Source organism: Asticcacaulis sp., from assembly GCF_051956075.1.
Lineage (GTDB): Bacteria > Pseudomonadota > Alphaproteobacteria > Caulobacterales > Caulobacteraceae > Asticcacaulis.
Genome location: NZ_JBQCGA010000048.1, coordinates 1 through 20,544, shown reverse-complemented (window position 1 = coordinate 20,544; position 20,544 = coordinate 1). Strand labels below are relative to the sequence as shown.

The window sequence follows — 20,544 nt, the reverse complement described above, 5'->3', positions numbered from 1 at the left end:
CGACTTCTTCTGGAAGATCTGCGACATCCGCATCATTGATGGCCTCGGCCCCAACGGCGCGGCCTGGGCGGCGTTGAAATCGGCGAAAAACCTCGTCAAGACCCAGTCCGGTTATGTTTATCACTACGCCTTCGTCATGTTCCTCGGCGTCGTCGGACTGCTGTCCTACGTGCTGTGGCTGGTGCGCTAAGGAGAGATGGATTTACCTATGCTACCCTCAATTCCCAATCTCCTGAGCATCGTCACGTTTTTCCCGTTATTCGGGGCAATCGTGATCGCCATTGTCGCGGGTCTGGCCCGCAAGGACGATGAGGCGGCCATTGCGCGCAACGCCAAATGGATCAGCCTGTGGACCACCCTGATCACGCTTGTGCTCAGCGTCGTGCTGCTGCTCGGCTTTGACATCCATAAGTCGGGCTATCAGTTCGAGGAACATTATCACTGGTTCGGTCCGATCTCGTATCATATGGGCGTGGACGGTATCTCGATCCTGTTCGTGCTGCTGACGGCCTTCCTGATGCCCTTGTGTATCGCGGCGTCGTGGAAATCGGTCACCAATCGCATCACCGAATACATGATCGCCTTCCTGTTGCTGGAAACGCTGGTTATCGGCGTCTTCACCTCGCTGGACCTGTTCCTGTTCTACATCTTCTTCGAAGGCGGCCTGGTGCCGATGTTCCTGATCATCGGTATCTGGGGCGGCAAGAACCGGGTCTATGCAGCCTATAAGTTCTTTCTCTACACGCTTCTTGGCTCCGTCCTGATGCTGGCGGCCATGCTGTACATGGTCAGCACGCTCGGCACCGCCGACATTCCGACCATGACGGCGATGTTGCAGGCGCACCCCTATCCGCTGACTGTGCAGGGCTTCCTGTGGTTCGCCTTCTTCGCCTCCTTTGCGGTCAAGATGCCGATGTGGCCGGTCCATACCTGGTTGCCGGACGCGCACGTTGAGGCGCCGACCGCCGGTTCGGTCATGCTGGCCGGTATCCTGCTGAAGCTCGGCGGCTACGGTTTCATCCGCTTCAACCTGCCGATGTTTGCGGGCGCCAGCCATATGTTCGCGCCGCTGGTCATGGCCCTGTCGGTGATCGCCGTGGTCTATACCTCGCTCGTCGCCTTCCGTCAGACTGACATCAAGAAGCTGATCGCCTACAGCTCCGTCGCCCACATGGGCTTTGTGACGATGGGTATTTTCGCGGGCAACCAGCTTGGCGTCCAGGGCGCCATGTTCCAGATGATCAGCCACGGCGTGATCTCCGGTGCGCTCTTCCTCTGCGTCGGCGTCGTCTATGATCGCTGGCATACGCGTGAGATCGCCTTCTACGGCGGTCTGACCAAGCTGATGCCGCATTACGCCTTTGTCTTCCTGCTCTTTACGATGGCCAATGTCGGTTTGCCCGGCACGTCGGGCTTCATCGGCGAAATCACCACCATGACCGGCGCCTATCAGTGGGGCACCTGGGTGGCGCTGGTCTCGGCCTCGGGTGTGATCTTCTCGGCGGTCTATGCCCTGACCCTGTTCAAGCGCGTTATGTTCGGCGAGGTCGTCAATCAGGAGCTGAAAAAGTTTCCCGACCTGTCGGCGCGCGAAATCGCCATCTTCGTTCCGCTGATCGCGGGCACGATATTGCTGGGTGTCTATCCGGCCTTCGTCTTTGACTTTACCACCGCCAGCGTTGACGCGGTTGTCGCCGGCTACCGCGCGATGATCGGCGGATAAGGACACGAGCAAGAAAATGGATTTGCATCTCGTCACCTCAATGGCCTTGCCGGAAGCGATTCTGGCCATCGGCTCGCTCCTGATCCTCGTCTTTGGCGGTTTCCGCGGCGACAAGGGCGCCCTGTCAATCAGCGCCCTGTGCGGCGCCGCTCTGATCGCGGCGGCGGCGGCGGCCCTGTTCGACGCATCGGGCCAGTTGTTCAGCGGCTCCTTCGTCGTCGATAATGTCGCCATCTTCGCCAAGGTCGCCATCTATATCGCAGGCGTCTTCGTCATCGCTCTGGGGCAGGGCTATTTCGACCGCACCGGCGGCATGCGTTTTGAATTCCCGGTTCTGGTCACCCTGGCCCTGCTGGGCATGAGCATCATGATCTCGGCAGGCGATCTTATCGCCATGTATATCGGCATCGAAATGCAGTCGCTGGCCATGTATGTGCTGGCCGGTTTCCGTCGTGACGACGCCAAATCATCCGAGGCGGGGCTGAAATATTTCGTGCTGGGCGCGCTGTCATCGGGCCTGCTGCTCTACGGCGCGTCGCTGGTCTATGGCTTCACCGGCGCGATGAACTTCCACGACATCGCCGTGGCGGCGTCGCAGCACACCGGCGTCGGCCTGATCTTCGGTCTGGTCTTCCTGATCTGCGGCATCGCGTTCAAGATTTCCGCTGCGCCCTTCCATATGTGGACGCCGGACGTCTATGAAGGCGCGCCGACCCCGATGGTCGCCTTCGCCGCCGGTGCGCCGAAATTCGCCGCCGTCGTGCTGTTCGCACGCATTCTGCAATCGGGTTTCGGTTCCGTGGCCGAGCAATGGCAGCAGGTGTTGCTGGTCGTCAGCGTGCTCAGCTTCGTCATCGGCGGCCTTGGCGGGCTGATGCAGAAGGATTTCAAGCGCCTGCTGGCCTATTCGTCGATCGCCAATATGGGCTACGCCCTGCTGGCTGTCGCTGCGGGCGTTGCGGGCGTCGCGCCGCTGCTGATGTTCTTCGTCCTCTACATGGTTGATAATATGGGCCTGTTCTCGGCGCAGATGGCGCTGAGCCGCAAGGGCGAACCCGTCACGCGCATTGATCAGTTCGCGGGTCTGGCGCGTCAGAACGCGCCGTTGGCCATCGCCATCACCATGCTGGCCCTGTCGGTGCTGGGCATGCCGCCGTTCGGCGGGTTCTGGGGCAAGTATTTCGTCTTTGGCGCGGCCATCAAGGCGGGCCTGTGGGGCTTCGCCGCCGCCGGTCTCGTGGCTTCGGTGATCGCGGCCTTCTACTACCTGCGCATCATCAAGCTGATGTGGTTCGACGCGCCAGGCGAGGCGATGGACAAGGCGCCGCGTGAAGCCAGCTGGATCGCTTATGCGGCGGCGGCCTTCTCCTTCCCGGCGGTGATCCTGTTCCTGATCCTGGCATGGCCTGTCGCGCAGAACGCCGCGCAAAGCTTCGGCCTGTAAAGTCGCGAACCGTGGCCCGGTTCGAGATTTTCGACAGTCTAGCATCCACCCAGAGCATCGCCCTGCAAAGGCTGCGCGCCTGGGACGGGGAGGCGGGCTGGATTCTGGCGCGCGAGCAGACCAAGGGCGTCGGCCAGCATGGCCGGTCCTGGGTCGGTCAGAAGGGCAATTTCATGGCGTCGCGCTACGATGTCATGGATATTGATGTGCGCCGCGCGCCGCAATTGTCCTTCGTGACCGCGCTGGCCGTCTATGAAATGCTGCGTCCGTTCGTGCCGGATACCGACGACGCCATGCGCATCAAATGGCCGAACGATATCCTGCATAAGGGCCGCAAGTTGTGCGGCATCCTGGTGCAGACTGAGGCGGTTGAAGACGAAGGCCGGTTAGGCGTCGTCATCGGCATCGGTCTCAATGTGCGTATGGCGCCGATTCTTGAGGGCTACCCAACGGTGGCTTTGCGTGAGATCAGCGACGCCGCAGGTAAAACGGACCCCGAAGCCTTACTGTATAAGCTGAACGGTCATCTCGACGGCGTTATCGACCTGTGGCGGCGCAAGCCGTTCTCTGACATCGCCAAGGCCTGGGTCAAACGCGCTTACGGCGCCGACCGCAAGGTCGCCGTACACGTCGGTGACAGCCGGGTCACCGGACGAATCATGGGTCTTGACGATTTCGGCGCCTTGTGCGTGCAGGGCGAGGACGGTCTGACCCACACGATCAGCGGCGGCGAGGTCAGCTATGGAGAGCGCTTTGTTACTGGCGATTGAGCAGGGCAACACCAACACCTTGTTCGCCATCCACGACGGCGCGGACTGGATCGCGCAATGGCGGGTGGCGACGGAAGCGTCGCGCACGGCGGATGAATATGCGGCGTGGCTTTATCAGCTTATGGCGATGCGCGGGCTGGACTTCGCCGCCATCGACGATTGCATCATCTCGTCGGTCGTGCCGCAGTCCCTGTTCAACCTGCGCAAGCTGTCGCAGCGCTATTTCAACAAGACGCCCTATGTGATCGGCGAGAACGCGCATCTGGGCATCGCCGTGCGCATCGACAAGCCGAAAGAGGCGGGCGCGGACCGCCTTGTCAATGCAGTGGGCGGGCATATCGCCTATGAAGGTCCGCTGCTGATCATCGATTCCGGCACCGCCACAACCTTTGACGTCGTGGCGTCGGACGGCGGTTATGAAGGCGGGGCTATCGCGCCGGGAGTCAACCTGTCGCTGCAAGCTCTGCATGCGGCGGCCGCCAAACTGCCGCGCATTGCGATCGAGCGGCCCGCGCACTACATCGGCAAGGAAACGGTCAGCGCCATGCAGTCCGGCATATTCTGGGGCTATATCGGCCTGATCGAACACCTGATCGCGGGCATTCAGGCCGAATACGGACAAAAGATGACGGTTATCGCTACGGGAGGGGTGGCGTCTCTGTTTGAAGGTGCTACAGACAGGATCGATTATTTTGACCACGACCTGACGCTGAGGGGGCTGCTGGAGGTCTATAGACGCACGCTGGCCGCTTAAGCTGGCCGGTTACGGAAAAGAATGAAAAAGACGCAAGACGAACTGGTGTTTTTGCCGCTGGGCGGCTCGAACGAAATCGGCATGAACCTGAATCTCTACGGGTTCGGCCCGGCGGATAACCGCCAATGGATTATCGTCGATGTCGGCGTGACCTTCGGCGACCTGACCACGCCGGGCATTGAGGTGATCGTTCCCGGTCCGGAATTCCTCAAGGGCGAAACCATCCTCGGCATCGTGCTGACCCATGCGCACGAAGACCATATCGGCGCCATCGGCTGGCTGTGGGACAAGATCAAGGCGCCGGTCTATGCGACGCCGTTCACCGCTTTTCTGGTGCGCGAAAAGCTGCGCGAGGCGGGCGTCGAAGACTTCGACCTGACCGAAGTGCCGCTGGGCGCGCATATCAAGATCGGTCCATTCGACATTGATTATATTACACTTACTCACTCCATCGCCGAGCCGAATGGTCTGGCGGTGACGACGGAGTTGGGCACGGTGTTCCACACCGGTGACTGGAAGATTGATGAGGCGCCGATCACCGGCAAGCCGACCGATGTGGCGGCCATCACCGCGCTTGGCGACAACAATCTGCTGGCCATGGTGTGCGATTCGACCAATGTGTTTGTCGAAGGTCGCGCCGGTTCCGAAGACGATGTCCGCATCGAACTGGAAAAAGTGCTGAAGACGCTGAAAAAGCGCGTCGCGGTCGCCTGTTTCGCCTCGAACGTGGCGCGCGTTGATTCGGTCATGCGAGCGGCGATGGCCTGTGGGCGTCAGGTCTGTCTGGTCGGGCGGTCCATGCACCGCATCACGGCGGCGGCGCGCCATGTCGGCCTGATGCATGGCATTCCTGAACCGATCAGCGAAGCCGAGGCGGCGATGCTGAAGCCGAACCAGATTCTTTATCTCTGCACCGGGTCGCAGGGGGAGCCGCGCGCGGCCTTGTCACGCATCGCCGACGGCAATCACCCGCTGGTCAAGCTGGGGGCGGGCGACGCCTGCGTCTTCTCCTCGCGCGTCATTCCGGGCAATGAGATCGCCATCCGGTCGTTGCAGAACCGCCTGTCCGACCTTGGCGTGCATATCCACACCGAGCGCGACCATCCGGGCATCCACGTCTCCGGCCATCCATGCCGCGAGGAATTGCAGCAGATGTATGCCTGGGCGCGTCCGCGCATCTCCGTGCCGACGCATGGCGAACGGCGCCATCTGCTCAAGCATGCCGACCTGGCCGCCGAAATCGGCGTGCCGGAGCAAGTCACGCCGCATAATGGCGAAATGGTGCGTCTGGCGCCCGGTCGCGCTGAAATCATCGACGAGGTTCCCGCCGGGCGTCTGTTCGTCGATGGCGGTCATCTGGTGCCGGAAGGCGCCGACGCGCTGCGCGAACGCCGTCACGCCGCCCATAACGGCATGATGTTCGTCGCCTTTGCGCTCGACCGCAAAAATAAGCTGGCCTCAATCGTCGATGTGCGCGGTCTGGGCCTAGCCTTTGAAAGCGAAGACGCGATTTCCGACCACCTTGAACATATTTGCAAGCTGGTCGAGACGGCGCTGAAAAAGCTGTCCTATGACGAACTGGAAGACGACGTGACGACCGAAACCGTGGTCGCGCGCGTGGTCAAGAAGGCGGCGCAGGCCATCTGGGGCCGCCGCCCTCTGGTTGAAACAATTATTGTCCGGCTTTAGGACTTCACCCGCACATAATCACCGGGCGCGTCCGTCAGCGGCTTGAAATGGCCGCCGGATGGGTCGCGCGCCGGGATCATGTCGCCGGAGCGCTGGTGCAGCCAGTTCGCCCAATGCGGCCACCAGGAGCCAGGGTGCATCTGGGCGCCAGCCATCCAGTCATCGAGCGAGTCCGGGTGCGCGTCATTAAGCCAGTGCATGTACTTCTGCGCGGCGGGCGGATTGACCACGCCCGCAATATGTCCCGATCCGGCCAGCATGAAGGTCACGGGACCGCCAAACAGTTTCGAGCCCTTATAGACCGAGGTCGGCGGGGCGATATGGTCTTCACGACCGGCCTGTTCATAGATGGGTATGGTGACGTTTTTCAGGTCGATATCGACGCCCGCAAGGGTCAAGCGGCCCTGACTGAGCGCATTCTCGCCATAGAATTTACGCAGGTAGAACATATGCAGCGCCTTGGGCATGCGCGTCTGATCGGCATTCCAGTACAAGAGATCGAAGGCGGTTGGATCGCGGCCCATCAGATAGTTGTTGATGAAGAAGGACCAGATCAGATCGTTGGCGCGTAGCGAATTGAACGTGTCGGCCATCGCCGTTCCGGGCAGAACCCCGCCCGCCGCGTCCATCTGACGCTCCAGTTCCTTCAGCCAGCTTTCGCTTGTGAACAGCAACAGATCGCCCGCTTCGGAGAAATCGTGCTGCGCCGTAAAGAAGGTCGCCGCGGAGATCGACTGGTCGCCCTTGGCCGCCATATGCGCCAGTGTTACGCCCAGCAGGGTGCCGCCGATGCAGTAGCCGACCGCATTGACGTGATCGACGCCACACTGCTCCTTCACCCGCTTCACGGCTTCATAAACGCCGCCGAACATATAGTCCTCGAACGTCGTGTCCTTCATCGACGCATCGGGGTTGATCCACGAAACGAGGAATACAGTAAATCCCTGTTCGGTCAGCCATTTGATCATCGAATTCTTTGGCTGAAGATCGAGAATGTAAAACTTGTTGATCCAAGGCGGGAAGATCAGCAGCGGCGTCTCGCGCACCTGTTCGGTCGTCGGACTGTACTGGATCAATTCGAAATAGGGGCCGCGCCATACGACCTTGCCCGGCGTGGTGGCGACATTGTCGCCGACGGAGAAATGATCGTAATCGGCCTGACGGATCTTGAGCTTGCCATTGCCGCGCGCCAGATCGTCGGCGAAACGCTCCATACCCCTGGCCAGACTTTCGCCGCTGGTCTGCAACAGAGCTTCCAGCGCCGCCGGATTGGTCATCAAAAAATTGCTGGGCGACATGGCGTCGGTCATCAGCTTGGTGAAGAATTCGGCGCGGCGCTTGACCAATGGGTCAACGCCCTCGGCGCTGGAGATCAGCTTGTTGATCCAGTTCGACGACAGCAGATAGGACTGCTTCATCATGTCGAAGACGATGTTCTGCTCCCAGTGCGGATCGCGGAACCGCTTGTCGGTCAGCTTCTTGCTGGCGTCCGTGTCCTGCCCCAGAGAGCGGCGCGCCATCTGGCCCCACAGCTCCATATAGCCGCCCAGCAGTTCGTTCTGCGCCTCGACCAGCTTTTCGGGCTTCGCGGCCAGCGCGCTGGCGACTTCGGTAAAGGCGGGGCCGACCTGAAACGGATCGACCGGCGCGTCTTCGGGTTGACGGAACAGGGTCCGCGCCAGCGCCGTCTGCGCGGTCATGCCCGCCTTGGCGAGGTTGAGCGACAGGGCCTCCATGCGGCGCAGCGCTTCGGCGTCAAAACCGCTCGTCTCCGGCCCGGCGGGTTGCGGCGACGGCGCGGGCGAGGCGGTGGCTACAGGCTTGGGTTGGGTCGGCCGGGAAGCCTTACGGGGCGTCGTTTTGACCGCTTCTGGCGTCGCATTCGCAGTCCTGGCCTCCGTCTTAGTGACTTTGGCGCGCGCAGGCTTGGAGGCGGGGGCGGTTGCGGATTGACCGCGCGGTTTGCGAGCGGCTTTGGCGGGCTTACTGGCGGACGTGTCCATATCGATTCCCTGAAAACTGATCGCCGGGTCCGGCGTGTGGTCGCTCCATGTGCGCCGGTTCGCCGTAAGGCGGCAATTAAAATCGTGTTTCGGCGCTTTCCATACGAATTGATCAGATTTTTGCTTGTCTTGCCATGAAGCGCCAGCGTAAAATTCGCTTTAGCCGCGGTCGCATTCGGAGACGCCACTTGACTCGCATGGTCCTTTTGTTGACTGCCGCCTTGACCTGCTGCGCAGGCCCCGTCCTGGCTCAGACTGCAGCGCCTTCGACCGATGCGCAACCGGCGCCCTTGCTGACGCCCGATACGCCGGTCGCCTCCATGCCGCGCTGGTCAGAATTTCCGGTTCCTCCCGATCACACGACGCCCTTGTCAGAATTCGCTGCGCGCGTTCGATCGCTGAATCAGATGGGCGCGCAACTGGCGCATGATGAGGCGCAGATCCACTGGCCCACCATCACGCCGGAGGCGCTGCATGCGCAGATTCTCGCCCGGATCGATCCCGCTAAGATGGCGCCGATTGATCCGATGTTGAGCCAGAAGGATATCGAAGCTTTCGCCGCCAAACAACGCGCGCGCGCCACGCCGCCGCCTGTCGTGCAGTAGGCGCATAATCACTGTTCATGCGCGTCCGGCTCTGCTAACACGACGCGCATCGTATAAAGCGGCGAACAACAGCCGCATCCTTTAATGCCAGCCAGCAAGGCCAGGACGAACAATGCCAGACACCAATACGACAACCACGCCTGCCGCCGCCGCGACAGAGTTCAACCTCAGCCTCGACATCGTTCGCGTCGCCGAAGAAGCCGCCATCGCCGCCTATGCCTGCGTTGGCGGAGGCGATGAAAAGGCCGCCGATCAGGCCGCCGTGGACGCCATGCGCACCTGCCTGAACGCCATCGACATGGATGGCCGCATCGTGATCGGCGAGGGCGAACGCGACGAAGCGCCGATGCTCTATATCGGAGAAAAGGTCGGCACGGGTAAAGGCCCGGCCATCGACATCGCGCTCGACCCGCTGGAAGGCACGACCCTGGCCGCCAAGGCGATGGCCAATTCGCTGGCCGTGATCGCGTTCGCGCCGCGCGGCGGCATGTTGCATGCGCCTGACACCTATATGGACAAACTGGCCATCGGGCCCGGCTATCCGCAGGGCGTGGTCGATCTCGACGCGACGCCGGAGGAAAATGTCCGCGCTCTGGCCAAGGCCAAGGGCGTTGAGGTGTCTGAGATTGTCGCCTGCGTTCTGGATCGCCCGCGTCATGACTCGATCATCGCTTCGCTGCGCAAGGCGGGCTGTCGTGTGCATCTGATCACCGACGGCGATGTGGCGGGCGTGATTCACACCGCTCAGCCGGAGACCGGCATCGACATCTATATGGGGCAGGGCGGGGCGCCGGAAGGCGTGCTGGCTTGCGCGGCGCTGAAATGCGTCGGCGGCCAGTTCCAGGGACGTCTCGTGTTCCGCAATAATGACGAACGCGCCCGCGCCGAGCGCCTCGGCCTGACCGATTTTGACCGCAAATATACGCTTGACGATCTGGTCAGCACGGACGCCGTCTTCATCGCCACGGGCGTCACGCACGGCGCCTTGCTGCGCGGCGTCGGCATCGAGAAGACCGCGCGCGGCGAAACCTTCGTGACGACGGAAAGTCTGGTGATGATGTCCAAGACCCGCACGGTGCGCAAGCTGTCCATGCGCCGTCCGTTTAAGGGCTGAGATGGCAAGGGGTGAGATGGCGGGCGCCGTCGCCCCGGTTGACGCTGCGCCGTTTCTGGGCGTGCATCGTTCTTTGAGCGGTCGTATATGGCGGGAGCGGATCGACCGGGTCGGCGTGACGACGGAGATTTTGCGCGACGTGACGCACCGGCTCGGCCTGCTTCAGGCCGCGCCGGAGGAGTTTGTTGGCCCGTTGGCGCGCTTCCTCGCCGGGCGCGGCGTCACGGGCGAAACGCTGGAGACATTTCTCTTTCCGACCCTGAAGGCGCTGTTTCCCGATCCGTCCTGCTTCATGGATATGGACAAGGCGGTCGCCGCCATGCTTGACGCCCTGGAGCGGCGCGCGAACATCTGGATTTTCGCCGACTACGACGTCGATGGCGCCACCAGCGCGGCGCAGCTCGTGCGCTGGTTCCGGCATATGGGCCATGACCTCAAAGTCTATGTCCCCGATCGTATGACCGAAGGCTATGGCCCGTCCGACGCCGCGTTCGATAATCTCAAATCACAGGGCGCGGACCTGGTCATCACCGTCGATTGCGGCGCCATGGCGCACCGCGCTTTGGAGCATGCCGCGCAAATCGGCCTTGATGTCGTGGTGGTCGATCATCACCTGATGCGCGAAGATCCCCCTCGCGCGCTGGCCGTGGTCAATCCCAACCGACCCGGCTGCGCCTCGCAACAGGGCAATCTGGCGGCGGCGGGGGTGGTGTTCGTACTGCTGGCGGCGCTGAATCGCGAGGCCGAAAAGCGGGGCCTGTTTTCTGAAAAACAAAAACCGGATCTCGTGCAATGGCTGGACCTCTCGGCTCTGGGCGCGATCTGCGATGTGACGGCCCTGACCGGTTTCAACCGCGCTCTGGCCGCGCAAGGTCTTAAAGTCATGTCGCGCCGGAACAATCCCGGCATACGCGCCTTGATGGAGGTTGCCGGCGACAGCGCGGCGGGCGCGGCCAGCCTGATGAGCACATTCCATTCCGGCTTTGTGATCGGGCCGCGCATCAATGCGGGCGGGCGTGTCGGGCGTTCCGACCTCGGCGTGCGCCTGTTATCGACCGACGATCCCGATGAGGCCAAAGCCCTGGCGCAGGAACTGGATGAACTGAACCGGTTGCGACGGGACGTCGAGGCGCAGGTGCTGGAGGAGGCCGTGCAGACCGCGGAGGCGCAGGGGCTTTGGCCAAGCGACGATCCGGTGCTGGTCATTGCGCGCGACGACTGGCATCCTGGCGTGATCGGCATTGTGGCGGGGCGGCTGCGCGAGCGCTGGCGCAAACCAGTGATCGTGATTGGCATCGACCCTGTGACCGGGCTGGGCAAGGGGTCGGGGCGGTCGCAAACCGGCATCAATCTCGGTGCGGCGGTGGGCGCGGCGTTCGAGGCCGGGATAGTTTTGTCCGGCGGCGGTCATGCGATGGCGGCGGGGCTCAGCGTCGATAAGACGCGCCTGCCGGAACTGCGTCGCTTTATCAATGACTATGTCCGCCAGCACGTCGCGGAGGAGGATCAGGTGGAAACGGTTGAGGCCGACGCCCTGATTTCTTTGCGCGCCGCTGACCGCGGCTTCTATGACCGGCTCGATCTTCTGGCCCCCTATGGTCAAGGCAATCCAGAGCCGCTGCTGGCCTTTGCCGATGTCCGCGTCGCCTATGCCTCGGCGCTGAAAGGCGGCCATGTGCGTTTTGAACTGGTCGATAATGATGGCGGCAAACTCAAAGGCATTATGTGGCGCGCCGAGGGCACGCTGATCGGCGACGCCCTGTTGCGTCCCGGCGGCAAGGTGCATGTGTTGGGGCGTCTCAAGGCCGATGATTATATGGGACGGCGCGGCGTTCAACTGGAAATTGAAGATATGGCGCTGGCGCAGCCTTAGCCCTGTGAAAAAGCGCAAAAAAGCGCTTGCAAGCGGGGGAGGGAATAGGTATCTAGCGCACCTCTCCGACGCGGTCCCTTCGTCTATCGGTTAGGACGTCAGGTTTTCAACCTGAAAAGAGGGGTTCGACTCCCCTAGGGACTGCCATCGGCTCGCGGCGCTTTACCGGCCTTGTGTCCACTTGAGAGCCCTTATCCACAGAATTTCGTTATCTGATACCGGTCTCATTCGCTTTTGAGATCACGATTATGCTCGCTGTGAGCGATTTTTTGCCGTAAGCTGCGCAACCGATACGAATGTGCCCGCTTTTTTCTCTCCCAAAATGCGATATCCGTGTTATGATAACACTTGTCACTTGAGGGATGCAGGCGACGTGGTGAGGATAGATGAGCGTGTTTGATTACAATAAGAGTGAGACCGAAGACGCAATTGCGATCTCTGGTCACGTTAAGTGGTTCGACGCGGCCAAAGGTTATGGCTTTATCGTTCCTGAAGATCCGTCGCAGACGAGCATGCGCGACGTTCTGCTACATATCTCCAGCCTGCGCGATATGGGACGCGATACGGCGCACGAAGGCGCAGGCATCACCTGCAAGATCGCCAAACGCGCCAAGGGCTGGCAGGTGACCGAAATAGACTCTCTGGAAGCCAGCGGTCACCCCATACAGGCGGCGCGCGCCGAAGCGCCCATCCGTTCGTCGCGACTGACCAATGAGAACGTCAAGGTTGGCGATCTGGAAACGGCGACCATCAAGTGGTTCAACCGCACCAAGGGCTACGGTTTTGTAGTGCGGGGCGATGATCCGACCGACATCTTCATTCATATTGAAACCCTGCGTCGTTATGGTCTTGAAGACGTGCAGCAGGGCGATGTCATCATGGTTCGCTTCGGCGAAGGACCGAAAGGTCTGGTCGTCACTGAGGTGCGTCCGCGCGCCATGGCCTAAGCCTGAACGCTTATAAATCTGAAACGGGCGGGAGAGGCGGCTTTCCCGCCCGTTTTCATAAACGGGATTATCCACGTCTTTTAGGCGAAGGGATCGGAATGTCCCGGAAAAATGCCGGATTTTCGGAAGATCGCACTTGCGGAGGCGAAATGAAAATGGCATGAAGCGCGCCTCTCCGGGGCTCGGAGTTAGATCAGGGCCTCGCGGCGGGGTGTAGCGCAGCCTGGTAGCGCAGCTGTTTTGGGTGCAGCAGGTCGGAGGTTCGAATCCTCTCGCCCCGACCACGGTCCGACCGTTGGAGAGATAACAGAATTGATCGGGGCGTAGCGCAGCCTGGTAGCGCGTCTGCTTCGGGAGCAGAAGGCCGGAGGTTCGAATCCTCTCGCCCCGACCATTTAAAAAGGCCGCCCTTCTGGGGCGGCCTTTTTAAATGGTTTGGTTAACTGGCAAGAACCTCCCGGTTCGAAAGCGCAGCCGATCGAGGCGTAAGGGCGATCGACGCCGCAGGCGCCCTTAAAGGTAAGCATCGTTAAAACGATGCGCATCAATCCTATCGCCCTGCGGCGCAACATCTCATCTTCGCATTGCAAACGCGCCAGGCTTTGTAGTAACAGGAACAAAGCTTCGGCAGAATCTAAGCCGGGCCAAGGAGACACGGATGTTTGCGCGCATTTTCAAGCCGGCCAAGACCGCCATGCAATCGGGCAGGGCCAAGACTCATGACTGGGTGCTGGAATTCGAACCGCGCTCGGCGCGCACGCCCGATCCGCTCATGGGCTGGACGTCCTCGGCCGACACCGACGCGCAGGTGCGCCTGACCTTTGAAACCAAGGATCAAGCCATGGCCTTCGCCGAGCATCACGGCATTCCATTTCGTCTGATCGAGCCGGAAACGCCGCCGAAGATTCTCAAGGCCTATGCCGACAACTTCGCCTCCAGCCGCAAGCAGTCCTGGACCCACTGAGGCGTTGCAAGGCTCCGTAGCTCAACTGGATAGAGCATCCGCCTTCTAAGCGGACGGTTACAGGTTCGAGTCCTGTCGGAGTCGCCATACGCCCTAAGAATGCGTCGCTACTGGCGTCGATGCGTTCTCCATGCCCCATTCCGCCCACGAGCCATCGTAGAGCCGCGCTTCACGGCCGGTCTCCGCCAGCGCCAGACTCAGGATCGCGGCGGTGACGCCAGAGCCGCAGGTGGTGATCAGATTCGATTTATCATCTGCGCCCAATCTGTGAAAGATTTCGCGCAGGTCTGGAGTCGGCAGCAGGGCGCCGTCGCGCACAAGCTCGCTGAAGGGCAGGCTGCGACTGCCGGGCATATGACCGGAACGCAGACCAGAACGCGGCTCCGGCGCCTCTCCATAGAAGCGGGCGCTTGGCCGGGCGTCGAGCACCAGAGCGTCGGGGGTGTCCAGACAACGCATAAGCTGATCGCAATGAATGACCAGATCATTGCGGAGCGCCGTTTGATAGCTGACCGGTTGGGGCGTGGGAACGCTTGCCTCCGTCGGATAACCCGCCGCCTTCCATGCCGGAAGCCCCCCGCGCAAGACCCGCACATCGCGATGCCCCATCAAGCGGAACGTCCACCAGACCCGCGCGACCGAAAACAGGCCCTGCCGGTCATAGACGACGACCGTATCGTGATCGCTGACGCCCATCTGGCCAACACGCGAGGCGAAGACTTCCGGCGTCGGCGCCATATGCGGCAGGCCGCTGGATGGGTCGCTGATGACGTCCAGATCGAAAAAGACGGCGCCGGGAATATGATCCTGCGCGTAGAGCGCGCCCATATCGGTTCCGTCCAGCGCCCAACTGCCATCGACTGTCTTTACCGCCTTATCCTCGATCAGCTTATGAAGTTCGGCGGCGTCAATCTGGTTCATGAGTTTCACGGTTATGATAGGCGTCGAGCGCGCGTTGGCGGGCGAAGGCGTGATCGACAATCGGTCGTCGCCGCAGATCCGCATTAGGCGTTCCAGCTTTATCAGCCCTGACGTAACTGTCCAGCTCGCCGCCCAGCCAGCGGGCGCGATAGACGCCTTGCGGATCGAATTTCGCCGCCTGCGCAATCGGATTGAAGATGCGAAAATAGGGCGCAGCGTCCGCGCCGCATCCGGCCACCCATTGCCAGCTCGCCGGATTATTCGCCGAATCGGCGTCGAGCAGGCAATCCCAGAACCAGCGCTCGCCCTCGCGCCAGTCGATCAGCAAATGCTTGATCAGAAAGGAGGCGGCGACCATGCGCACGCGGTTATGCATATAGCCGGTCGCCCAAAGCTCCTTCATGCCGGCGTCCACCAGATCGTAGCCGGTCTCGCCGAGTCGCCAGGCGCGTAAGGCGGCCGGATCACTCCGCCAGGGAAAGCTTTCGAAATCGTTGCGAAAATTGGTTGTGTGCAGACGCGGTTGCTGACGCAGAAGAGTGTAGGAGAAGTCGCGCCACGCCAGTTCGGAGCGGAATTTGGCCGCAGGCGCGGACAGGCGCGGATTTGCCGCAACCGCCTTGTCGAGTTCCAGCAAGATGCGATGCGGGCTGATCTCGCCAAAACGCAGATGTGGCGACAGGCGTGACGTCACGTCCAGATCAGGCCGGTCGCGACCATTGGCGTAGTCGTCCAGGCCTTCACGCAAAAACTGTCTGAGCGCCCGGCGCGCCCCGCGTTCCCCCGGCGTGAATTGGCTGAAACCTTGCGTCCAATCGACGCCGGAGGGGGGAAGCGTCGGATTCAGGCTCAAATCTGCGATCTTTAACGTGTCGGACCAGGTATCGGGCGCGCGCCATGCGCCCTCATGACGTTGCGATAGTGCGAGATGGCGTATTTCCTTCGTGTTTTGCAACGCCTTGAAGAAGGGCGTGAAGACGCGGAATGGACGATCATCCTGAGTTTTTACCGAATCAGGCGGTGAAATCAGTGCGCCTTCGCATGCCATCCAATCGACGCTGATAGCCTTAAACTCATGCGCGCGCTCTTGGTCCGTATCTTCACAAGATGGATCATAAGTTTTATTGCATATAACTGTTTTTAAATTATATTCTTTGCATAACGATAGCAGGATTAACGTCGCATCGCCGCGACATATGATCAATCTTGATCCGATGGCGCGCAACTCCTCATCTAAAACATGAAGAGATTTGTCCAGCCACCATCGGGACGCAGCGCCCAGGGGGCGGGTTTCCAGCGCTTCGTCATGGATATAGACGGGTAGGATGGGCGAATCCGTGGCGCGCGCCGCTGCAACGGCGGGATTGTCCTGCAGACGTAAATCGCGACGAAACCAAAGTAGTACGGGAGCGGACATGGCGGCTTTTATCCAGACCTATGCGTTAAAAAATCTTGCTTGCGGCGCGGGGCTTCGGCACAAAGGCGATCTATGACTCCTCGCGCGCCGACACCTTTAAGCTGCTGTATTATCGCCAGGAACGAAGGCGATCGTATCGGCGACGTTCTGCGCGCCGTAAAGCCGCTTACCAACGATATCGTGGTGGTGGACAGCGGATCGACGGATGACACGATCACGGTGGCGCAGTCCCTGGGCGCGCGGGTCGTTCACCATGACTGGCCCGGCTATGGTCCGCAAAAGCGATTCAGCGAAGACTGCGCGCGACATGACTGGATCCTCAATCTCGATGCGGATGAAGTGCTTACGCCGGAACTACGCGAAGAGATCAGCGCGCTGATGACCAAGGGGCCGGAACTGAGCGCTTACCGATTCCGCATCCGCAATGTCTATCCTGGCAAGTCCCGACCGCGCTGGCTGGCCGACTACCATAACTATGTGCGCCTTTACGATCGACGCGTCGCGCGCTTTCGCGAAAGCCCGGTCCACGATACGGTCGATACGGGTCGTGAGACTGTTGGTCAACTCAAGGGCAGCGTCACGCATTTTTCGGCCCGTTCCTATGCCCATATCCGCGCCAAGCTGGAAGCCTACGCCAACCTGCAGGCCAAGGTGCTGAAGCGACCGGCATGGACGATATGGCTTCGGCTGCCCTTTGAATATCCGCTCGTCTTTGTACGTTATTATCTGCTGCGTTGTCATTTCACCGGTGGGTGGGATGGTCTTTACACCAGTCACATCGCCGCGATGGCGCGGGTAAAACGGCTGTTGAAGCTGCTGGCGGCGCAGAAGGCGGTGAGGGCGGCGGCATGAGTGAACAGAAGACGAGCGCGCTGCAAGACCTGGCCTGGCGCTTTGAAGCCCTGGCCTACGACGTCTTTGTCGGCCTTATGCGCCTGCTGCCGCTGGACTTCGCCTCCGATCTCGGCGGCTGGCTTTTGCGGACCCTGGGGCCGGTTTCGCCAGTGCAGCGCACGGTGAGCCGCAATCTTGACCTGGCTTTCCCGGAAAAGGACGCGGCGTGGAAGGCGGATATTTCGCGCGCGCAATGGGATAATCTGGGGCGCATGTTTGCCGAATTCGCTCAGATGGACCGGATCACCATCGACAGCGGGCGTGTCACGGTCGAACATATGGAGCGACTGACTGACATCGCTGCATCGGGCAAGCCGGTTGTTCTGATTTCAGGGCATTTCGCCAATTTTGAAGTCATGGCGGCGGTGATCGTGGCGGCGGGCATTCCCTGTCAGGTCACCTATCGCGCCACCAACAATCCCTATATCGACAAACGCATCCGTGAAGGGCGCCGCCGTTATGGCGTGCAACTGTTCGCGCCAAAGGGCGGCGACGGCGCCAAGGAGTTGATGATCGGCATGGCGCGGGGCGAATCGGTCGCGCTGATGAACGACCAGAAGTTCAATCGTGGCGTATCTACCCCCTTCTTCAGTCATCCGGTCGATACGGCGCCCGGACCGACGCGGCTGGCGCTGCGGTTCGACACGGTGTTGCAACCTCTGACGGTGGAGCGTCTGCATAAGGCGCGTTTTCGCGTCGTCGCGCATCCGCCTATCCTGATCGAAGACGGCGAAAACCGTACGGAAGTCATTGAGGCTACGGTGCGGAGCATCAGCCGCTTTATCGAGGGCGTGGTGCGCGAGCGACCGCAGGAATGGTTCTGGGTGCATAAGCGCTGGCCGAATGACTTGTACAGGCGGGAGCCGACATGATGAAAACGCTGCTCGCATCGCCGTTGCGTCGCTGGTTGCTCATCGTCGCCGCGAGCGTATTCGCGCTGATTTTGGGTTTAGCGTTGATCTATCTGCAAAACGATATTCACCGGAACTATCTCGATCCGAAGATGCCGTTTCAGATTTACAAGCCGCCGCCCGCGCCGGATTACGGCGTGAATGCAGGCTGGTATCTCAACCCGGCGATTGCACGCTACTACGCCGATCCGCGTAAGGTGGACGTCTTTTTCATCCACGGCACCAGCTTTAACGGCCATACGGGCTGGCTTGGCGGTACGTCAAGCAACGCGATAAAGGATGAGGTGCAGCGTGTGCAACTTTCCAACTATGCCGCGCCTTTCGCCATTATGGGCAATGTGTATGCGCCTAAATATCGTCAGGCCAGCCTCTACACGCAACTGACGCTCAAGCAGGACGCGGTCGAGGCGCGGCAATTCGCCTACGGCGACATTGAGGCGGCGTTCCGCCAATTTCTGAAAACGCGGCGCGGTGGACGTGGTTTTGTCATTGTCGGCCTGGAGCAGGGCGGCTTACTGGCCGAACGTCTGGTGCGTGATGAAGTCGCGTCAAAACCTGATCTGTCTCAACAACTTGTGGCGGCCTACTTCCTCGATACAGCGGCATCGGAACAACAGTTCGGCGTCAAAGGCGCCATCCTGCCCGCCTGTCAGTCGCGCCAGGAAAGCGACTGTGTGGTCAGCTATATCGCTGTGGACTCCCATCGCCCGGATCTGGCCTTGCAGATGACGCAAAAGGCGGCGAAGTGGGAAGGCGATACGCTAACAGCGCTCGGCTCAGATAAGCCGGTCTGCGTCAATCCGCTTGTCGGCGCGGCGACATTGCAGCAGATCGACGCCAAGCGCTCGCAAGGCGCCACCAACGCCACAGGGCTGGAATGGGGCGCCGATCCGGCCCTGATTGCGCACAAGGTCTCCGCCCGCTGCATGGGCGGTCTTTTGTTTGTGGACAAGCCCGATTCGCCTGCTTTTAAAACTCCGTCAAGTTGGGAAGATCGCAGAAAAGTGCGACCTTACAATCTGTTCTATGGTGATCTTCAAGCAGATTTACAGGCGCGCTGGCAAGCGTTTCAAGCCCGCGCGCCGATCAGTTAATCCTGCTTGTCCGCAGCGTCAGCGCGCCAGTCGAACAGATGTCGCAGCACGTCCAACGCCGTTCGGCGCGCAGGCGGCAGTTGCGCTTCGTGCTGCAGCACATACACGGCCTCACGCGCCGCCGTGGCGATCAGATCGCTGTGGACGACCGGATCAACAAAGCGATAGGCGGGAAACCCGGATTGCCGGGCGCCGAGAATGTCGCCTTCGCCGCGCAACCGCCAATCCATTTCGGCGATACGGAAGCCATCTTCGGTGTCGCGCAGCAGTTCCAGTCGCGCCTTGGCGGTCTTTGACAGAGGCGTGTCATACAGCAGGATGCAGGCGCTCTTATCGGCGCCGCGTCCGACGCGCCCGCGCAATTGATGCAGTTGCGCCAGCCCGAAACGCTCCGCCTGTTCGATAATGATGATGGTGGCGTTCGGCACATCGACTCCGACCTCGACCACGGTGGTCGCGCACAGGATTTTCAGTTCGCCTCCGGCGAAGCGACTGACCACAGCGTCTTTTTGTTCAGATGGCATACGGCCATGCACCAAGCCGATCTCGACGCCAAGCGCGATCTGTAAATCGCGGTGGCGGGCCTCGACGGCGATCAGGTCAGATTCGGCGGTTTCTTCGACCAGTGGACATATCCAATAGGCCTGCGCGCCGTCGTGCAGCGCGGATTCTAAACGCCTTATAATGTCATGAAGCCGTTGGCGCGGAACGACGGCGGTATGGATCGGCTGACGACCGGCGGGCTTTTCGTCCAGAATGCTGAGGTCGGCCTCGCCATACTGGGTCAGGGCCAGAGTGCGCGGAATCGGCGTTGCCGACATCGACAGATAATGCACGGCCTCACCTTTGGAGAACAAACGCTGCCGCTGGCTGACGCCAAACCGATGCTGCTCGTCGATGACAGCCAGTTGCAGATTGCCGAAGGCGACGCCGTCCTGAAAGACAGCGTGGGTGCCAAAAACAATCCGCGCCTGTCCGGCGGCCACGGCGGTGCGCTTGTCGTCGCGTATCCGCCCCTTGTCACGACCTGTCATGATAACCGAGGAGATGCCGAGAGAGTCTAGAATCGGCAGACATTTTTCATAATGCTGTCGCGCCAGAATCTCGGTGGGCGCCATTATGACGCTTTGCAGACCCGCTTCAGCGACATCGATCATGGCCAATAGGGCGACAAGGGTTTTGCCCGCGCCGACATCACCCTGAACCAGGCGGTTCATACGATGGCCGGAGCGCAGATCGCTGCGAATATCGTTCAGCGCCCGCACCTGCGCCTGAGTCAGCGCGAAAGGCAGGCTGGCGATGGCGCGGTCGGCCCAGTCATGCGCGTCGATGATGCGCGCCGGACTGGCTTGCCGATGCGATTTACGCGCCTTGAGCGCCAATTGGTGCGCCAGAGCCTCGTCATAGGCGAGACGTCGTCG

18 protein-coding genes, 4 tRNA genes and 1 pseudogene are annotated in these 20,544 nt (G+C 61.0%); 18 read left to right on the top strand and 5 right to left on the bottom strand.

Going from position 1 to position 20,544, the window contains the following annotated elements:
- The 6 genes from ACTHLA_RS12475 to ACTHLA_RS12450 form a co-directional block, all read left to right on the top strand.
- A partial coding sequence (locus tag ACTHLA_RS12475; protein WP_440189606.1) for a hypothetical protein occupies positions 1-190 on the top strand: 190 nt, incomplete at its 5' end.
- Positions 191-208: 18 nt separating this feature from the next.
- Positions 209-1,723: an NADH-quinone oxidoreductase subunit M gene (locus ACTHLA_RS12470; RefSeq protein ID WP_440189603.1), complete on the top strand. Its 1,515-nt coding sequence runs from the start codon at positions 209-211 to the stop codon at positions 1,721-1,723.
- A gap of 16 nt (positions 1,724-1,739) precedes the next feature.
- On the top strand, positions 1,740-3,167 hold the full coding sequence (nuoN, locus tag ACTHLA_RS12465; protein WP_440189600.1) for an NADH-quinone oxidoreductase subunit NuoN: 1,428 nt from the start codon (positions 1,740-1,742) through the stop codon (positions 3,165-3,167).
- An 11-nt stretch (positions 3,168-3,178) separates the two neighbouring features.
- Positions 3,179-3,937, top strand: coding sequence for a biotin--[acetyl-CoA-carboxylase] ligase (locus ACTHLA_RS12460; RefSeq protein ID WP_440189597.1), 759 nt, complete (start codon positions 3,179-3,181; stop codon positions 3,935-3,937).
- The gene (locus ACTHLA_RS12455; protein WP_440189594.1) at positions 3,909-4,691 is read left to right on the top strand and encodes a type III pantothenate kinase; all 783 of its coding nucleotides are present in this window, start codon (positions 3,909-3,911) and stop codon (positions 4,689-4,691) included. The genes ACTHLA_RS12460 and ACTHLA_RS12455 overlap by 29 nt, the downstream gene beginning before the upstream one ends.
- A gap of 21 nt (positions 4,692-4,712) precedes the next feature.
- Entirely contained in the window at positions 4,713-6,380 is a 1,668-nt protein-coding gene (locus tag ACTHLA_RS12450; protein ID WP_440189591.1) for a ribonuclease J, read from the top strand.
- Here the strand turns inward: ACTHLA_RS12450 and phaC are convergent.
- On the bottom strand, positions 6,377-8,383 hold the full coding sequence (gene phaC / locus ACTHLA_RS12445) for a class I poly(R)-hydroxyalkanoic acid synthase (protein WP_440189588.1): 2,007 nt from the start codon (positions 8,381-8,383) through the stop codon (positions 6,377-6,379). The genes ACTHLA_RS12450 and phaC overlap by 4 nt on opposite strands.
- A 188-nt stretch (positions 8,384-8,571) precedes the next feature.
- Between phaC and ACTHLA_RS12440 the strand changes: the two genes are divergently transcribed.
- From ACTHLA_RS12440 to ACTHLA_RS12400, 9 genes are all read left to right on the top strand, one after another.
- A complete protein-coding gene (locus ACTHLA_RS12440; protein WP_440189585.1) occupies positions 8,572-8,988 on the top strand; it encodes a hypothetical protein in 417 nt (138 codons plus the stop codon).
- Between the two features lie 112 nt (positions 8,989-9,100).
- A complete protein-coding gene (gene glpX, locus ACTHLA_RS12435) occupies positions 9,101-10,102 on the top strand; it encodes a class II fructose-bisphosphatase (RefSeq protein WP_440189582.1) in 1,002 nt (333 codons plus the stop codon).
- Between the two features lie 16 nt (positions 10,103-10,118).
- Entirely contained in the window at positions 10,119-11,975 is a 1,857-nt protein-coding gene (gene recJ / locus ACTHLA_RS12430; protein ID WP_440189579.1) for a single-stranded-DNA-specific exonuclease RecJ, read from the top strand.
- Positions 11,976-12,047: 72 nt separating this feature from the next.
- Positions 12,048-12,122: transfer RNA gene (locus tag ACTHLA_RS12425), tRNA-Glu, on the top strand.
- Between the two features lie 239 nt (positions 12,123-12,361).
- Positions 12,362-12,922, top strand: a complete 561-nt coding sequence (locus ACTHLA_RS12420) for a cold-shock protein (RefSeq protein ID WP_440189576.1) — start codon at positions 12,362-12,364, stop codon at positions 12,920-12,922.
- Positions 12,923-13,129: 207 nt separating this feature from the next.
- Positions 13,130-13,206, top strand: a tRNA-Pro gene (locus tag ACTHLA_RS12415).
- Positions 13,207-13,239: 33 nt separating this feature from the next.
- A tRNA-Pro gene (locus tag ACTHLA_RS12410) sits at positions 13,240-13,316 on the top strand.
- 264 nt (positions 13,317-13,580) lie between these two features.
- Entirely contained in the window at positions 13,581-13,886 is a 306-nt protein-coding gene (locus ACTHLA_RS12405; RefSeq protein ID WP_440189573.1) for an ETC complex I subunit, read from the top strand.
- Between the two features lie 10 nt (positions 13,887-13,896).
- Positions 13,897-13,973 (top strand) — tRNA-Arg (locus ACTHLA_RS12400).
- A gap of 6 nt (positions 13,974-13,979) precedes the next feature.
- Here ACTHLA_RS12400 and ACTHLA_RS12395 read toward each other — a convergent pair.
- The 3 genes and pseudogenes from ACTHLA_RS12395 to ACTHLA_RS12385 form a co-directional block, all read right to left on the bottom strand.
- Positions 13,980-14,807 carry a sulfurtransferase gene (locus ACTHLA_RS12395; RefSeq protein WP_440189570.1) on the bottom strand — a complete coding sequence of 276 codons (828 nt, stop codon included), beginning with the start codon at positions 14,805-14,807 and terminating at the stop codon, positions 13,980-13,982.
- Positions 14,794-15,660 carry a cryptochrome/photolyase family protein gene (locus ACTHLA_RS12390; protein WP_440189609.1) on the bottom strand — a complete coding sequence of 289 codons (867 nt, stop codon included), beginning with the start codon at positions 15,658-15,660 and terminating at the stop codon, positions 14,794-14,796. Before ACTHLA_RS12390 ends, ACTHLA_RS12395 begins: the two co-directional genes overlap by 14 nt.
- Positions 15,661-15,762: 102 nt before the next feature.
- Positions 15,763-16,224, bottom strand: a pseudogene (locus ACTHLA_RS12385) (deoxyribodipyrimidine photo-lyase); the annotation flags it as partial.
- A 72-nt stretch (positions 16,225-16,296) separates the two neighbouring features.
- On the opposite strand from ACTHLA_RS12385, the gene ACTHLA_RS12380 reads away from it, so the two are divergent.
- Genes ACTHLA_RS12380 through ACTHLA_RS12370 form a run of 3 tightly spaced genes read left to right on the top strand, consistent with a single transcriptional unit; the run spans position 16,297 to position 19,123 of the window.
- The gene (locus ACTHLA_RS12380) at positions 16,297-17,076 is read left to right on the top strand and encodes a glycosyltransferase family 2 protein (protein WP_440189567.1); all 780 of its coding nucleotides are present in this window, start codon (positions 16,297-16,299) and stop codon (positions 17,074-17,076) included.
- Positions 17,073-17,990, top strand: a complete 918-nt coding sequence (locus ACTHLA_RS12375; protein ID WP_440189564.1) for a lysophospholipid acyltransferase family protein — start codon at positions 17,073-17,075, stop codon at positions 17,988-17,990. Before ACTHLA_RS12380 ends, ACTHLA_RS12375 begins: the two co-directional genes overlap by 4 nt.
- Positions 17,987-19,123, top strand: coding sequence for a DUF3089 domain-containing protein (locus tag ACTHLA_RS12370; protein WP_440189561.1), 1,137 nt, complete (start codon positions 17,987-17,989; stop codon positions 19,121-19,123). The genes ACTHLA_RS12375 and ACTHLA_RS12370 overlap by 4 nt, the downstream gene beginning before the upstream one ends.
- On the opposite strand, the gene ACTHLA_RS12365 is transcribed toward ACTHLA_RS12370, so the two are convergent.
- A partial coding sequence (locus ACTHLA_RS12365) for an ATP-dependent DNA helicase RecG (RefSeq protein ID WP_440189558.1) occupies positions 19,120-20,544 on the bottom strand: 1,425 nt, incomplete at its 5' end. The genes ACTHLA_RS12370 and ACTHLA_RS12365 overlap by 4 nt on opposite strands.

What these genes read in the sequence shown, in the direction of transcription:
- ACTHLA_RS12470 (WP_440189603.1), top strand. Translation starts at nt 209, where the DNA reads ATGCTACCCTCAATTCCCAATCTCCTGAGCATCGTCACGTTTTTCCCG.
- nuoN (WP_440189600.1), top strand. Translation starts at nt 1,740, where the DNA reads ATGGATTTGCATCTCGTCACCTCAATGGCCTTGCCGGAAGCGATTCTG.
- ACTHLA_RS12455 (WP_440189594.1), top strand. Translation starts at nt 3,909, where the DNA reads ATGGAGAGCGCTTTGTTACTGGCGATTGAGCAGGGCAACACCAACACC.
- ACTHLA_RS12450 (WP_440189591.1), top strand. Translation starts at nt 4,713, where the DNA reads ATGAAAAAGACGCAAGACGAACTGGTGTTTTTGCCGCTGGGCGGCTCG.
- phaC (WP_440189588.1), bottom strand. Translation starts at nt 8,383, where the DNA reads ATGGACACGTCCGCCAGTAAGCCCGCCAAAGCCGCTCGCAAACCGCGC.
- glpX (WP_440189582.1), top strand. Translation starts at nt 9,101, where the DNA reads ATGCCAGACACCAATACGACAACCACGCCTGCCGCCGCCGCGACAGAG.
- recJ (WP_440189579.1), top strand. Translation starts at nt 10,119, where the DNA reads ATGGCGGGCGCCGTCGCCCCGGTTGACGCTGCGCCGTTTCTGGGCGTG.
- ACTHLA_RS12420 (WP_440189576.1), top strand. Translation starts at nt 12,362, where the DNA reads ATGAGCGTGTTTGATTACAATAAGAGTGAGACCGAAGACGCAATTGCG.
- ACTHLA_RS12405 (WP_440189573.1), top strand. Translation starts at nt 13,581, where the DNA reads ATGTTTGCGCGCATTTTCAAGCCGGCCAAGACCGCCATGCAATCGGGC.
- ACTHLA_RS12395 (WP_440189570.1), bottom strand. Translation starts at nt 14,807, where the DNA reads ATGAACCAGATTGACGCCGCCGAACTTCATAAGCTGATCGAGGATAAG.
- ACTHLA_RS12380 (WP_440189567.1), top strand. Translation starts at nt 16,297, where the DNA reads ATGACTCCTCGCGCGCCGACACCTTTAAGCTGCTGTATTATCGCCAGG.
- ACTHLA_RS12375 (WP_440189564.1), top strand. Translation starts at nt 17,073, where the DNA reads ATGAGTGAACAGAAGACGAGCGCGCTGCAAGACCTGGCCTGGCGCTTT.
- ACTHLA_RS12370 (WP_440189561.1), top strand. Translation starts at nt 17,987, where the DNA reads ATGATGAAAACGCTGCTCGCATCGCCGTTGCGTCGCTGGTTGCTCATC.